Source organism: Streptomyces sp. A1277, from assembly GCF_004795015.1.
Classification (GTDB): domain Bacteria; phylum Actinomycetota; class Actinomycetes; order Streptomycetales; family Streptomycetaceae; genus Streptomyces.
In genome coordinates this window covers 63,286-78,556 of the sequence record NZ_SSBI01000027.1, presented here as the reverse complement: position 1 = coordinate 78,556, position 15,271 = coordinate 63,286, and the positions used below count along the sequence as shown (strand labels likewise).

Annotated in this window: 6 protein-coding genes; all 6 read left to right on the top strand. The window is 74.0% G+C overall.

Features of this window, described 5'->3' with window-relative positions:
• Nucleotides 1–80 precede the first annotated feature (80 nt).
• Genes E6R18_RS19445 through E6R18_RS19420 form a run of 6 tightly spaced genes read left to right on the top strand, consistent with a single transcriptional unit; the run spans nucleotide 81 to nucleotide 15,242 of the window.
• A complete protein-coding gene (locus E6R18_RS19445; protein WP_136318169.1) occupies nucleotides 81–1,082 on the top strand; it encodes an ABC transporter substrate-binding protein in 1,002 nt (333 codons plus the stop codon).
• Entirely contained in the window at nucleotides 1,079–2,101 is a 1,023-nt protein-coding gene (locus E6R18_RS19440) for an iron ABC transporter permease (RefSeq protein WP_136318168.1), read from the top strand. The genes E6R18_RS19445 and E6R18_RS19440 overlap by 4 nt, the downstream gene beginning before the upstream one ends.
• The gene (locus tag E6R18_RS19435; protein ID WP_136318167.1) at nucleotides 2,098–3,093 is read left to right on the top strand and encodes an iron chelate uptake ABC transporter family permease subunit; all 996 of its coding nucleotides are present in this window, start codon (nucleotides 2,098–2,100) and stop codon (nucleotides 3,091–3,093) included. The genes E6R18_RS19440 and E6R18_RS19435 overlap by 4 nt, the downstream gene beginning before the upstream one ends.
• Nucleotides 3,090–3,875: an ABC transporter ATP-binding protein gene (locus E6R18_RS19430; protein WP_136318166.1), complete on the top strand. Its 786-nt coding sequence runs from the start codon at nucleotides 3,090–3,092 to the stop codon at nucleotides 3,873–3,875. Before E6R18_RS19435 ends, E6R18_RS19430 begins: the two co-directional genes overlap by 4 nt.
• Nucleotide 3,876: 1 nt before the next feature.
• Nucleotides 3,877–13,845: a non-ribosomal peptide synthetase gene (locus tag E6R18_RS19425; protein WP_136318165.1), complete on the top strand. Its 9,969-nt coding sequence runs from the start codon at nucleotides 3,877–3,879 to the stop codon at nucleotides 13,843–13,845.
• Nucleotides 13,842–15,242, top strand: a complete 1,401-nt coding sequence (locus E6R18_RS19420; RefSeq protein WP_136318164.1) for a DHA2 family efflux MFS transporter permease subunit — start codon at nucleotides 13,842–13,844, stop codon at nucleotides 15,240–15,242. The genes E6R18_RS19425 and E6R18_RS19420 overlap by 4 nt, the downstream gene beginning before the upstream one ends.
• The last annotated feature ends 29 nt before the right edge of the window (nucleotides 15,243–15,271 follow it).

Sequence of the window (15,271 nt, the reverse complement as noted above, 5' to 3'; positions counted from 1 at the left end):
GTGGTCGGCCACTCGCGAGTTGTCCCGCCGAAAGACCATCAACTAAGGTGAGCCTTACCTAAGTAGCAAGGAGTTCGTAAATGTCCATACGCAGATCGTCCGGCCTGGTCGGCGCCCTCGCGCTGGCCCTCGTTCTGGCCGGATGCGGGTCATCCTCCGACGGCGGGTCCGACTCCGCCTCGGAGAAGAGCAGGACCCGGGTGTTCACCGCGGACAACGGCAAGATCACCATCCCGGTGAACCCGAAGCGTGTGGTGGCCACCGGGTACGCCGTACCCGCCCTCATCGAGGCCGACGCCCCGCTGGTCGGCATCTCCTCGTGGAAGCGCGGCGAGCCGATGATGACCAAGGACGACCTCGCCACCTACAAGAAGCTCAAGAAGATCGCGGGCGAGCAGGCGGCCGAGACCAACTACGAGGCCGTCGCCGAGGCCGAGCCCGACCTGATCGTCATCGGTGTGCCGGCGCCCGTGCTCGGCGACATCGACGTGAAGCGGCTGGAGTCCATCGCCCCCGTCGTCGCGATCGGCCCGAGCCTGCCCTCCGCCTGGCGCGACCTCTCGCGCAAGCAGGCCGACGCCGCGGGCGCCCTCAAGCAGTTCGACGCCCAGAAGAAGACCTACGACACCAAGGCCGCCGCACTGGCCGCCAAGTACAAGGACGTTCTGCCGAAGCTCAAGCTCGGCCACGTCGGTGCGTACGGTGACGCCGCCAAGGGCACCTTCCAGCGCGAGTTCAACGGCTCCTGGGGCACCAACATCGCCGAGGACCTGGGCGCCACCTACTACGGCAAGGTCAAGAAGCCCGGCCCCGGCTCGCAGGCGGTCAGTGAGTACCCCTCCATCGAAGAGCTTCCCGAGGCATACCGCGAGGCCGACGCGCTGACCTACTCGGTCAACGCCGACGGCAGCGTCCCGCCCTCCGTGAAGTACGTCCTGGACTCCAAGGTCTGGAAGAACCTGCCCGCCGTGAAGGCCGGCAAGGTCTACCCGTTCCGCTACACCGAGGCCGCCACCTACGGCGAGGCCCTGATGACCCTGGACGCGATCGACAAGTCGCTCGCTCCGCTGCTGAACCGGTGACCGTCGCGGGCCGCGCGTCCGATGCGGCGGGAAACCGGCGGGCCGTCCCGCAGACCGCCCTGCTCGTCGGCGGACTGGTACTGCTGGCAGCTCTCGCCGTACTCAGCATGGGCGTCGGGGCCCGCCACGTCGCACCCGGCGAAGTCGTGCGCGCACTCTTCGACTACCGGGGCACCGACGACCACGTCATCGTGCGGGACGTGCGGGCACCGCGTGCGATGCTCGCCGTCGCCGTCGGTGCCGCGCTCGCCGTGGCGGGCGCGCTCATCCAGACGCTCGCCCGCAACCCGCTGGCCGAGCCCGGCATCCTCGGGGTCACCGCGGGTGCCGGGTTCGCCGTCACCATCGGCTCCGCGCTCGGCCTAGCCGGCGGCCAGGCGGGCCAACTGGGCTTCGCCATCATCGGATCCGTGCTCGCGGCGCTGCTGGTCGCCGCGGTCGGCCGCCGCTCACCCCTGCGCCTCGTGCTCACGGGAGTGGCGCTGACCGCGGTGCTGACCGGCGTCGCCCTCGGCATGCGGCTGATGCTCCCCGACGTCTTCGACGTCTACCGCTTCTGGTCCGTCGGCACCCTGGCCGGCCGCGAACAGGCACCGCTGGCCTGGCCGCTGACCGCGATAGCCGTCTGCCTGGCCGGTGCGCTGCTGCTGAGCCGGGCGCTCAACGCCCTGACTCTCGGCGAGAACGTCGCCCACACCCTGGGCGCCGACGTGGGCCGGGTCCGAGTCGCCACCCTCGTCCTGATCACCGTGCTCAGCGGCGCGGCGACGGCGGTGGCCGGACCCATCCTCTTCGTCGGACTGATCGTGCCGCACCTGGTGCGCAAACCGGCGTCCGGATCGGTGCCCTGGCTGATCGCCTACACCATGGTCCTCGGCCCGATCCTGCTGCTCGTCGCCGACATGGCCTCCCGCGTCCTGCTGCCCACCGGCGAGGTGCCGGTGGCCATCGTGACCGCGTTCCTGGGCGGCCCCATGCTGATCTGGGCGGTCCGCCGCTACGGGGCGGGGTCACTGTGAACGTGCTGAGATTCCACGTCGAACGCCGTACGGCGGTGCTCGTCGCCGTGCTGGTCGCCCTGATGCTGGGGCTCGGCCTGCTCGGGCTGTGCTACGGGGCGTCATGGTCCTCGCCCAGCCGGGTGTTCGCCGTCCTCACCGGCTCCGAGCACTCCGTGGTGATCCGGGACTGGCGGCTGCCGCGGGTGCTGGCCGGCCTCGTCTTCGGCGCCGCGCTCGGCGTCGCCGGCGCCATCTTCCAGAACCTCACCCGCAACCCCATGGGCAGCCCCGACGTCATCGGGCTCGACGCCGGCGCCTACACGGGCGCCCTGGTCGCCATCACCGTACTGTCGGGCACGTCCGCGCAGCTCGCGGTCGGCTCCGTGCTCGGCGGCCTGGTCGTCGCGGCCGCCATCTACCTGCTCTCGTTCGAACACGGCTTCTCCGGCCTCCGGCTGGTCGTCATCGGCATCGCGGTCAACGCGATGGTGACCGCGATCAACTCGTGGATCGTGCTGCGCGCCGAACTGGAGGTGGCGATCGCCGCAGTCGGCTGGAGCGCGGGCTCGCTCAACGGTGTGGGCTGGGACGACCTCGGCATCCCGTTCACCGTGATCGCCGTCCTGCTGGCCCTCATGACCACGAAGGCCCACGCCATGCACCAGGCGGCGCTCGGCGACCCGATCGCCGTGACGACCGGCGTCGGACTCGACCGGCTGCGGCTGCTGATGGTCCTGGTCGGCGTCGGCTGCACCGCCACGGTGACCGCCGTGGCCGGACCCATCGCGTTCATCGCGCTGGCCGCCCCGCAGATCGGCCGCCGGCTCGCAGGCGCCGCCGGAGTACCCCTGCTCCCGGCCGCACTGACCGGGGCGGTGCTCCTCCAGGGTGCCGACCTGCTGGCCCAGATGCTGCTGGCGCCCGTCGCGCTGCCCGTGGGCGTCGTGAGCACCGCGATCGGCGGTTGCTATCTGATCTGGCTGCTGACCAAGGAGGTGAGGCGCGCGTGACCGCACGCCTGACAGCGCGGGAGATCACCCTGCGCTACGGAGACCGGGTCGTGTCCACCCGGCTGACCCTCGACATCCCCGACGGCGCGTTCACCGCCATCGTCGGCCCGAACGCCTGCGGGAAGTCCACCCTCCTCAGCGCGCTGGTACGGCTGCTGCGGCCGCACTCCGGGCAGGTGGAGTTCGACGGCCGCGAGGTCGGCGGCTTCGCCACCAAGGCACTGGCCAAACAGCTCGGCTTCCTGCCGCAGGACCCGACGGCCCCCGAGGACATCAAGGTCCGCCAGCTCGTCGCCCGGGGACGCTTCCCGCACCAGTCGATGCTGGCCCTGTGGTCGGCCGACGACCAGAAGGCCGTCGAAGGGGCGATGGCCGCCGCCGGCGTTTTTGACCTGGCCGACAGGCCGGTGCAGGAACTGTCCGGCGGACAGCGCCAGCGGGTCTGGATGGCCATGGTGCTCGCCCAGCAGACGCCCTACCTGCTCCTGGACGAACCCACCTCGTTCCTCGACATCACCCACCAGTACCAACTGCTCGGCCTGCTCGCCAGGCTGCGCAACGAGGGCCGCACCGTCGTCGCGGTCCTGCACGACATCAACCAGGCATGCCGGTTCGCCGACCATCTGGTCGCCATGAAGGCCGGAACGGTGGTCGCGGAGGGCGACCCCGGGGACATCGTGGACGCCACGCTGATCAAGGACGTGTTCGACCTGCCCAGCGTCGTCGTCCCGGACCCGGTGACCGGTACTCCCATGGTCGTCCCCACACTTCAAGGAGAGTAAGTTGAGCACCGCGAGCGTGTCCTCGGACGGCCTCCTGCCCCTGACCGGTGCCCAGTCGGGCATCTGGAACGCCCAGCGCATCGAACCCGACTCGCCGTACTACGTGGTCGGCGACGTGGTGGAGATATCCGGCGGCGAACCGGTCGACGTGGACGCCCTCGCCCAAGCGGTCCGGGCCACCACCGAGGAGGCCGAGAGCCTGCGGCTCAGGGTGTACGAGACCTCCGACGGGCCGCGCCAGGCGGTCAGCGAGGACCCGGTCCCGCTGCCGCCCCTGGCCGACGTCAGCGCCGAGGCCGATCCCGCCGCGGCGGCCCAGGCGCTCGTCGACGCGGAACGGGCACGTCTCGCCGAGGCATGCCGGGGCATGACGGACCGCCCGCTGTGCTCACGTACCGTCATCAAACTCTCCGACCGCGAGGTCTGGTACACCCAGCTCGGCCACCACCTCGTCTTCGACGGATACACCGCCGCCCTCCTCGCCCGCCGCACCGCCGCCCACTACACCGCCCTGGTACGCGGCACCGAGCCGCCCCGCTGCACCTTCGGCGCGTTCGCGCGGCTCGTCGCCGACGACCTGGCCTACCGCGAGAGCGACCGGGCCGCCGAGGACCGCGCGTACTGGGTCGAGCGGTTCACCCCGCTGCCCGACGTCGGCGACCAGGAAGGACCCGACGCCGCAGGCGCCCCCGCCCGCACCCTCACCGCCCGGGCCGTCCTCGGCCCCGAGGAGACCGCGCGGCTGCGCGCCTTCGCCGACGGAGAGGGCGTCACCTGGGGCGAGGCGCTGATCGCCGGCTACGCGGCCTTCCTGCACCGCATGCTGGGCCGCACCGACGTGGTGTTCGCGCTGCCGCTGATGTGCCGGACCGGCTCGGCCGCCCTGCGCACCCCCTCCATGGCCGTCAACGTGCTGCCGCTGCGGGTGACCGTGCGCGGCGGCGACGGGCTCGGCGAGCTGAGCCGGCGGGTCGCCACCGCCATGCGCGAGATGCGCGACCACCAGCGCTACCGGGGCGAGGACCTGCCCCGCGACCTCGGCGTGCCCGGCGCCGGCGCGCTGCTGCACGGACGCGGCGTCAACCTCAAGGCATTCGACCTGGCACTCGACTTCGCCGGGGCGGCCGGTGTGATGCGCAACGTCGCGGGCGGACCGCCCGAGGACATGGGCCTGAGCGTCCTGCCGACCCGCGACGGCGGGCTGCTGCTCGGCTTCGAGGTCGACGCCCGCTCCAAGGGCCAGGCCGCCGTCGACAGTCTGATGAGCGGGATGCGCGCCCTGCTGACCGGGCTGACCGAGGGCCTGCCCGTCGGCCGGATCGCCCTGGCCGAGGACGTCGACGGGCTCCTGTCCCAGTGGAGCCCGCCCGCCCTGCCCGGCACACCCGCCGACGTGCCCGCCGCGTTCGACGCGATGGTCGCCGCAGGGCCCGGGAACACCGCGCTGGTCTGCGGCGAGGAACGGCTGACCGCCGCAGAACTGGCCGACCGGGTGCACCGGCTGGCCCGCGCCCTGCGAGCCCGGGGCGTCGGCGCCGAGGACATCGTGGCGCTCGCCCTGCCGCGCTCCGCCGACGCCGTGGTCGCCCTGCTCGCGGTACTGGACGCGGGCGCCGCGTTCCTTCCGCTGGACGCCGCCCACCCGCCCGAGCGGCTGCGCGAACTCATCGAGGACACCCGCCCCGCGCTCGTCCTCACCGACGGCACGGTCGAAGGGCTGCCCTGGAAGACCTTCCTGGACGAGGCCGCCGGCCTCTCCGGCGCGCCCCTCACGGCCGCCGAACTCTCCCGGCCCCGCCACCCCGAACACCTCGCCTACGTCATCCACACCTCCGGATCGACCGGCCGCCCCAAGGGCGTACTCGGCCGCACCGGCGGCCTCGCCGCCCTGCTGCACCACCAGCGGGCCACCGTCGTCGCGGAGGCCGAGCGGGCCACCGGCCGCCGGCTGCGCGCCGCCCACACCTACTCCTTCGCCTTCGACTCCGCCTTCGAACACCTCGTCTGGCTGCTGTGCGGGCACGAACTGCACGTCTACGACACCGAGACCGCCCGCGACGCCGACGCCCTGCTCGCCGCGTACACCCGCGACGGCATCGACATCGTGGACACCACCCCCTCGATGGCCACCCCGCTCATCGACGCCGGCCTGCTCGACCTGCCGCCGGCGATGCTGCTCCTGGGCGGCGAGGCCACCCCGCCCGCGCTGTGGCGCCGCGTCGCCGCATCGGGGATCACCGCGCGCAACATGTACGGGCCCACCGAGGCGACTGTGGACAGCACCACCGCGCGCATCGACGACGGCGAACCGACCATCGGCAACCCGCTGGCCGGCACCCGGGTCTACGTCCTGGACAACGCGCTGCGGCCGGTGCCCCATGGCACGGCCGGCGAACTGTACCTGGCGGGACCCCACCTGGCCCGCGGCTACCTCGGCCGGCCCGGCGCGAGCGCCGAACGCTTCGTCGCCGACCCCTTCGGCGCCCCCGGCGAGCGGATGTACCGCACCGGCGACCTGGCCCGCTGGGTGCCCGGCCGGGGCCTGGAGTACGGCGGCCGGGGCGACGGACAGGTCAAGATCCGCGGCCACCGGGTGGAGACCGGCGAGGTCGAGGAGGCGCTCGCCGCGCTGCCCGGCGTCACCGCGGCCGCCGCCCGGGTCCTCTCGTCCCGGCTCGTCGGCTACATCGTGTCCGCGTCCGTCACCGGCGACGAGGCACGCGACCGCCTGGCCGAACGGCTGCCCGAACACATGGTGCCGGCCGCCGTGGTGGTCCTGGACCGCCTGCCCGTCACCCCCAACGGCAAGCTCGACCGCGCCGCCCTGCCCGCACCCGCGCTGCCCGGCGGCGGCCGGGAGCCGAGCACCGAGCGCGAACGGCTGCTGTGCACCGTCCTCGCCGATGCGCTCGACGTCGAACGGGTCGGCGTTGACGACGACTTCTTCGCCCTCGGCGGCGACAGCATCACCGCGATCACCGTCAGCAGCAGGCTGCGCGCGCTCGGCCTCGGGCTGCGGCCGAGGGACCTGCTGGCCCGTCGCACCTTCGCCGCGCTCGCCGCCTCCGCCGCACTGCTGGACGAGGCCGCGGTCCCCGCCGACGAGCCGGTCGGCCCGGTCCCCGCCCCGCCCATCGTGCGCGGCCTGCTCGACCCGCACCCGGACATCGACACGGTCGCCGGATACGCCCAGTGGACCGCCCTGCACATCGACACGCTCACCCGGGACGACCTGACCAGGGGCGTGCAGACCCTCCTCGACCACCACGACGCCCTGCGGCTGCGGGTCGCCGAAGGGCTGGAGGTCCTGCCCCGGGGCACGGTCCGCGCCGCCGTGGAGGAGGTGAGCGGCGAAGAGGTGACCGCCCTGGCACAGCGGCTCGCCGGGCAACTCGACCCGCGCACCGGCGACCTGGTGCGCGCCGCCCTGCTGCGCACCGGGGACGAAGCGGCGGACCGGCTGGTCGTCGTCGTGCACCATCTCGCCATGGACGGCGTGTCCTGGCGCATCCTGCTGCCCGACCTGCACACGGCCTGCGCGGGCGGCGCCCCCGACCCCGTCGGCACCTCCTGGCGGCGGCACGCCACGGTCCTCGCCCAACAGGGCGAGTCCGGGGCACGGCGCACCGAACTCGGCCACTGGCGCACCGCCTTGGAATCCGCGACTCGGCTGGGCGCCCGCCCCCTGGACCCGGCGCGCGACACCGTGGCCACCGCCCACCGGTCGGTCACCACCGCCTCGCCCGAGGCCACCGAGGCCCTGCTGACCACCCTGCCCGCCGCCTACCGCGCCGGCGTCGACGAGGTCCTGCTCGCCGCACTCGTCCTCGCCCTGCGCGGCTGGGGCCTGCGCGGCGACGCGCTCACCGTGTCGATGGAGGGCCACGGCCGCGAACACCTCGACCTGTCGCGCACGGTCGGCTGGTTCACCAGCGAGTACCCGGTACGCGTGCCCGCCTGCGACGACGTACGCGAGACGCTGCGCGCGGCCAAGGAGGCCCGCCGCGCCGTCCCCGACGCCGGGGTCGGCTACGGGGTGCTGCGCCACCTCGACCCGGAGGCCGGCCCGGAACTCGCGGCGACCCCGCCGCCGGACGTCCTGCTCAACTACCTGGGCCGGTTCGCCGCGCTGCCCGCAGGCGAGTGGCGGCTGCCCGAGCACGACGCCTTCTCGGTGACCGAACCCGGCGCCAAGGCCCTGGAACAGGTGCTGGCCCTCAACTGCTTCGTCCACGAGGGCGACGAGCCCCGGCTCGCCGTCGAGTGGACCGCCGCGACCGGGGTCATCGGCCCCGACGCCGTGGCCGCACTCCAGGACGCCTGGGCCGCGGCCCTCGACGCGCTGGCCGCGCACGCCCTGCACACCGAGGGCGGGCTCACCCCCTCCGACCTGCCGCTGGTCGGCCTCGGCCAGGACGCCATCGACGCGCTGGAGCGCACCGGCCGGATCAGCGACGTGCTGCCCGCCACCCCGCTCCAGCTCGGGCTGTCCTTCCACACCCTGGTCCGGGACGACGCGGACGCCGACGTCTACGTCGTCCAGGCCGTGACCACCCTCTCCGGCGAGCTGGACCCGGACCGGATGGCCCGCGCCGCCCGCGAACTGCTGCGCCGCCACCCCGCCCTGCGCGTCTACCTGGGCACCGCCGGCGACGACGTGGTCCAGGTGATTCCCGCCGAAGTCGCCCTGGAATGGCGGCAGGACGACAGGTTCCCCGAAGCGGCCCGCGCCGACCTGGAGCGCCCCTTCGACCCGGCCCGCCCACCGCTCATCCGCTTCCTGCTCTCCCGCGTCGGGCCCGCCGAGCACAAGCTCGTCATCACCAACCACCACGCCCTGCTCGACGGCTGGTCGATGCCGATCGTCGGCCGCACCCTGCTCGCCCTCTACGCCGAGCTCGGCGGCGGCCCCGCCGCACCCGTCTCCCCGCCGCTGTCGGAGTACTTCCGCTGGCTGTCCGGCCGGGACGAGGAGGCGTCGCTCACCGCATGGCGCCAGGCGCTCGCCGGAGTGGACGACGCGACCCGGCTGGCACCCGCGAGCACCGGAACCGGTGTGGAACGGCCCGGCCGCGAGACCGTCGCACTGGACCGCGAGTTCAGCGAACGGCTGCGCGCCTTCGCCCGCGAACAGGGCGTCACCCTGACCACGGTCCTCCAGACGGCGTGGGGCCTGCTGCTCGGCCGGCTCACCGGGCGCCGCGACGTCGTCTTCGGCTGCCCCGTCTCCGGCCGGCCCGCCGAGGTCGACGGCGTCGAGTCGATGATCGGCCAGCTCGGCACCACCGTCCCGGTCCGCGTCCGGTACACCCGGGACCGCACCGTGCGCGACCTGATGGCCGAGGTGCACGCCGAGAGCGTCGCCCTGGCCGAACACCACCACGTCGGCCTGCCCGGCATCCAGCGCGCGGCCGGCATCGGCGAACTCTTCGACACGATGCTCGTCATGGAGAACTTCCCGCTCTCCAGCCGCACCCGCACCCCCCTCGCCCCCGGACTCGACCTGACCGGCGTCGACATCACCGACGCCACGCACTACGCGCTGACCGTCATCGTGATCCCGGGCGACGAGATCACCATCGGCCTCGGCTACCAGCCGCGCGCCTTCGAACAGGAGACCGTACGCGACTACGGCCGCTGGCTGCACAACCTGCTGCGCGAGATCACCGAGGACCCGGCCCGGCCCGCACTCGCGCTGCCCGCCCTCGACGCCGGCGAGCGCGCCCTGATGCTGCGTACCGGCACCGAGACCGTCGCCGTCAAGGACCGCGGCCACTGGCTGGAGGAGTTCGCCGCCTGGGTGCGGCGCAAGCCCGACGCCGAAGCCCTGGTCTGCCGCGACCGCAGCCTGTCCTACGCCGAACTCGACCGGCAGGCCAACCGGGTCGCCCACGCGCTGATCGCGCACGGCGTACGGCCGCAGGACCCGGTCGCGGTCCTCGTCGGCCGGGACGTCGAGATGACCGTGGCCCTGTTCGGGGTGGCCAAGGCCGGCGCGGTGTACGTGCCGATGGACGCGAGCTACCCGCGCGAGCGGCTGGCGTACATGTTCGACGACATCGCCCCGGCGGCAGCCGTGACGACCGGTGCCGAACTGCCCGTCGACCGCGGCATCCCCGTCCTGCGCCTGGACGACCCGGCCACCCTCGCCCCCGTACCCGACACCGACCCGGCCGACGCCCGGGCCCGGCTCACCGACGACGCCCTCGCGTACGTCATCTACACCTCGGGGACCACCGGCCGGCCCAAGGGGGTCGGCGTCACCCACCGGGGCGTGCCCGACCTGATCGCCCTCCAGGAGGAGGTCGTCGGCGTCACCGAGCACGACCGCTACCTGCACTTCGCCTCGACCGGCTTCGATGTGGCGTTCTGGCAGACCATGGTGCCGCTGCTGTCCGGCGGTACGTCCGTCATCGCGCCCGAGGAGGTGCGCGTACCCGGTGACGAACTCCTGGACTACATCGTGGAGCACCGGGTGACCGGGGTGAACCTCCTCCCGTCGTTCCTGGCCGCGATGCCCGACGACCGCACCGTCGACCCCGACGTGTTCTTCGTCGTCGGCGCCGAACGGCTCGACCCGGAACTCGCCCACCGCTGGGGGCGGGGCCGCAGGGCGCTGTTCAACGCCTACGGGCCCACCGAGGTCACCATCAACTCCACGACCTGGCACTACGACCCGGACGACGCCGGACCGCTGCCCATCGGCCGCCCCGACCCGAACGTCCGCGCCTATGTGCTCGACGGCGGACTCCAGCCCGTCGGCGTCGGCGTCACCGGCGAGCTCTACCTCGGCGGGCCCAGCCTGGCCCGCGGCTACCTCGGCCGCCCCGGCCTGACCGCGGGCGCGTTCGTCGCCGACCCGTACGGCCCGCCCGGCACCCGCATGTACCGCACGGGCGACCTGGTGCGGTGGCGGCAGGACGGACAGCTGGTGTTCCTCGGCCGTGCCGACCACCAGATCAAGGTGCGCGGCTTCCGCGTGGAGCTGGGCGAGATCGAGACCGCCCTCACCGGCCACCCCGACGTCCGCGCCAGTGCCGTCGTCATGCGCGAGGGCCGGCTCGTCGGCTACGTCATCCCGACCGACGACGCCGACCTGGACACCGCCGAGGTGCGCGCGTACCTCGCCGAACGGCTGCCCGACCACATGGTGCCGACCGCGCTCGTCCCGCTCGACCGGCTGCCGCTGAGCCCCAGCGGCAAGCTCGACGCCTCGGCCCTGCCGGCCCCCGCCGTCGTGTCCGCCGCCCGGCGCGAACCGGCCACCGAGGCCGAGGCGTTGCTGCTCGCCGTGTTCCGGGACGTCCTGGGACGCGACGACATCGGCCCCGACGACAACTTCTTCGACATCGGCGGCGACAGCATCGTCTCCCTCCAGCTGGTCTCCCGCGTCCGCCGCCAGGGGCTCGGACTGACCCCGAAGGACGTGTTCGACGGCGAGACGGTCGCGGGTATCGCGGCCCGCGCCCGCGCCCTGGCCGGCGAAGCCGCCCCGGCGGTGGGGGACGCCCCGCTGACCCCGGTCATGCGGGACCTGCTCAACCGCTCCGGGCAGGCCGCCGACGGCTTCTGCCAGTGGGTGGAGGTCTGCGTACCGCCGGGCGGCGACGAGACGTCCTGGCGTGCCGTCCTCGACGCCCTGCTGGCCCGGCACGACGTGCTGTGCGCCCGCCTGGGCGACGACGTGCTGCACATCCCGCCGGCCGGCGAGGTGACCGGCGCCGACGTCCTGATCCGGGTCCCGGCCGAAGGCGACCCGCGCGCCGCGGCGGACGCCGCGATCGACGCGGCACGGCAGGCGATGGACCCGCGCTCCGGACCGCTGCTGCGCGCGGTGTGGGTGGACGCGGGGCCCGCCCGCCCGGGCCGGCTCGTCCTGATCGCCCACCACCTGGTCGTCGACGGGGTGTCCTGGCGCATCCTCCTGGACGACCTGGAACACGCCCACGGCGGCGGCGAGCTGACCCGGCACGGCCAGTCGTTCCTCGGCTGGGCCCGGACCCTGCGCGACGCCGACCGGCGCGGCGAACTCGCGCACTGGCGGCGGATGACGGCCACCGAGCCGCTCACCCGGCCGCTCGACCCCGCCCGGGACACCGTGGACACCGCCGCGCACCACGAGATCCGGCTCGACGCCGACACCACCCGCGCCCTGATCACGACCCTGCCCGCCGCCCACCGCACCACCCCGGACGCCGTGCTCCTGACAGCGCTCGCCCAGGCGGTACGGGAGTGGCGCGGCGCGCCGGAACTCCTGGTCGCCCTGGAGAGCCACGGCCGGCCGCGCGAGGTCGACCTGTCCCAGACCGTCGGCTGGTTCACCGCGATCCACCCCGTGCGGCTCGACGCGGACGACGACGTGCGGGCGGTCCGGGAGCGGCTGCGCGCCCAGGGCGACGGCCTCGGACACGGCATCCTCACCACGGCAGGGCTGCTCGACCCGGTACGGCCGGAGATCGCCTGGAACTACCTCGGCCAGTACCCCGGTGCCCCGGACGGCGAGACGCCCTGGCAGCCGGCCCCGGACGCCGACCCGCTCGGCTCCAACGGCTCCGCAGCGATGCCCCTGCCGTACAGCCTCATGGTCAACGCCCTGGTGCGCGACGACGCGCTCGGGATGCGGATCACCTGGCCGGCCGCGCTGTTCACCGGCGCGGAGATCGAGGACCTGGCCCAGCACCTGCGGACCGCGCTGCTGCGGGTCGCCGCCGCCCCCGAGATCAGTGCGCTCGGGGACCGGCCGGTCGCCGCAGTCCAGCCTCTCAGCCCCTTGCAGGAGGTGGTGCTGCGGCACTCGCGCACCGAGCGCCCCGACCCGTACACCGTGCAGTCGGTGTTCTCGCTCGCGGGCCGGCTCGACACGGACGCGCTGCGGGCGGCGGGCGGCGACCTGCTGGCCCGGCACCCGAACCTGGGCGCGGTGTTCCCCGCCTCGCTCGCGGTGATCCCGCAGTCGCCCCGGCCGGAGTTCCGGGTCACCGACGCACCGGCCGACGAGGTGCTGGCCGCCGACCTCGCCGAACCCTTCGACCTGGCGCAGGGCCCGCTCTACCGGATCACCGTGATCCGGCTGGGCCCCGAGCGCGCCGACCTCGTCCTGACCAGCCATCACGCGCTCTCCGACGGCTGGTCGGCCCCGCGCATCCTCGGTGAGCTCTTCGCCCTGTACACGGCGAGGACCCGGAACGCGGCACCGGACCTGCCGGCCCCCGTCCCGTTCGCCGACTACCTGAGCTGGGCCGCGGGACACGAGCCCGGCCTCGACGCCTGGGCGGCCGAACTCGACGGACTGCCCGAGGGCGACTACCTGGGCGGCGGTGAGAGCGGCCCGGCCTGGCAGGAGCCCGAGGTCATCACGTTCGACGCGGCACTCGTGGACCGCCTCACCCGGCTCGCCGCCCGGCGCGGACTGACCCCGAACACCCTGGTGCAGGGCGCCTGGTCGGTGCTGCTCGCCCGGCGGTCCGGCCACCGGGACGTGTGCTTCGGCGCCATGGTTTCCAGCCGTCCCCCGGAGCTGGAGGGGGTGGAGGAGATCATCGGGCTGCTCGCCAACACCGTGCCGGTGCGGGCGAGGCTGGAGGGCACGCTCGCCGACGTGCTCGCCGACCTTCAGACCCGCCAGCGGGGACTGGTCGAACACCACCACGTGGCCCTGTCCGACCTGGAGCGGATCACCGGGCGGCGCAGGCTGTTCGACAGCATGGTGGTGTTCGAGAACTACCCGGTCGACCCGGAGCGCCTGCGCGAACCCGCCCCCGGCCTGACCGTGCTCGCCACCCGCTTCCGCGAGTCCACGCACCACCCCGCCACCCTGACCGTCATGCCGGACGGCGACGGCTGGAGCGGCGTGCTCGCCCACCGGGCCGGCACGGACGTCGACGGACTCGCCGGGCAACTGCTCGACCTGCTCCGCACCCTGGACGAGCACCTCGACGAGGACGTGCGCGGTCTCCTGGAGAACCGATGAGTGAGCCGAGCGCTCCGCCCGCCGACCGGGTCGACAAGAGCCTGCTGCGGATCGCGTTCATCCTGGTCCTCGGCACGTTCATGGCCTCGCTGGACGCCACCATCGTCAGCGTCGGACTCGACCGCCTGACCGAGGAGTTCGACGCGTCCGTCGCCGAGATCCAGTGGGTCTCCACCGCCTACCTGCTGGCGATCGTCGCCGCCGTACCCGCGTCCGGCTGGCTGGCCGGCCGGTTCGGCGGCCGGCGGACCTGGCTGGCGGCGGTGGGCGTGTTCCTGCTCGGCTCGGTGCTGTGCGCCACGGCCTGGTCGGTGACCAGCCTCATCGTCTTCCGCGTGGTCCAGGGCCTGGGCGGGGGGCTGCTGCCCGCGACGGGCCAGGCGCTGCTGGCCCGTGTCGCGGGGCCGGGGCGCACCGGGCGGGTGATCAGCATCGTCGCCGTCGTCCCGCTGCTCTCCCCGGTGTTCGGACCGCTGGCCGGAGGCTCCGTCCTCGCCGTGGCGCCGTGGCCCTGGCTGTTCCTGATCAACCTGCCGATCGGTGGCGCGGCGGTGCTGCTCGCGCGCCGCTACGTGCCGGTGGTGCCCCCGGCGCCGCACCGGACGGCGTTCGACCTGCGCGGCGCCCTGCTGCTCTCACCCGGCCTCGCGGTGCTGGTGTTCGGGCTGACCGAGGTCGCCCACGGCCGCCCGCTCCCGGCCACGGTCGGCGTGGCGGCCGGCCTGGTGATGCTGGCCGCGTTCACCGTGCACGGGCTGCGGACCCGGGGCACCCCGCTGGTCGACCCCCGGCTGTTCACCCGGCCGCCCTTCGGCGCCGCCGCCCTCGCGCTGGTGGTGCTCGGGGCCTCGGTGTTCGGCACGATGTTCCTGCTGCCGCTGTACTTCCAGTCGGGCCGGTCCATGTCGGCGTGGGAGGCCGGGCTACTGCTCGCCCCCCAGGGGCTGGGCGCGGCGGCCGGGTCGGTGCTCGTCAACCGGACGATCAGCAAGGTCGCGCCGAGGAGTCTGGTGGTGTCCGGCGTCGTCCTGGTCCTTCTCGGGACGGCCCCGTTCACCTGGCTCGGCCACGGCGTCCCGGACGCGGTGATCGCCTCGGCGCTTGTGGTGCGGGGCTTCGGGATGTCGATGGTGGGCGCGCCCGTGATGAACATCGTCTACAGCCGCATCGAGCCGGAACAACTCCCGCGGGCGGCCGGGGCGCTCAACCTGCTGAACACCGTGGGCGGTTCGGTCGGCACCGCGGCCCTGGCCGTGATCCTGCAGAACCGGCTCGCCGCCCATGGCACGGACGTCGCCCCGGCGTTCGGCGACACCTTCCGGTGGGTGCTCGGCTTCTGCCTGTTCGCCGCCGCCGCGGCGACGCGGCTGCCCCGTACCCGGCCCGGGAAGGCGTAACGCCCTTTGCCGAGGGGCGGCCACGGGGC

Excerpts from the sequence above, each read along its gene's own strand:
- E6R18_RS19445 (WP_136318169.1), top strand. The coding sequence starts at position 81 with ATGTCCATACGCAGATCGTCCGGCCTGGTCGGCGCCCTCGCGCTGGCC.
- E6R18_RS19420 (WP_136318164.1), top strand. The coding sequence starts at position 13,842 with ATGAGTGAGCCGAGCGCTCCGCCCGCCGACCGGGTCGACAAGAGCCTG.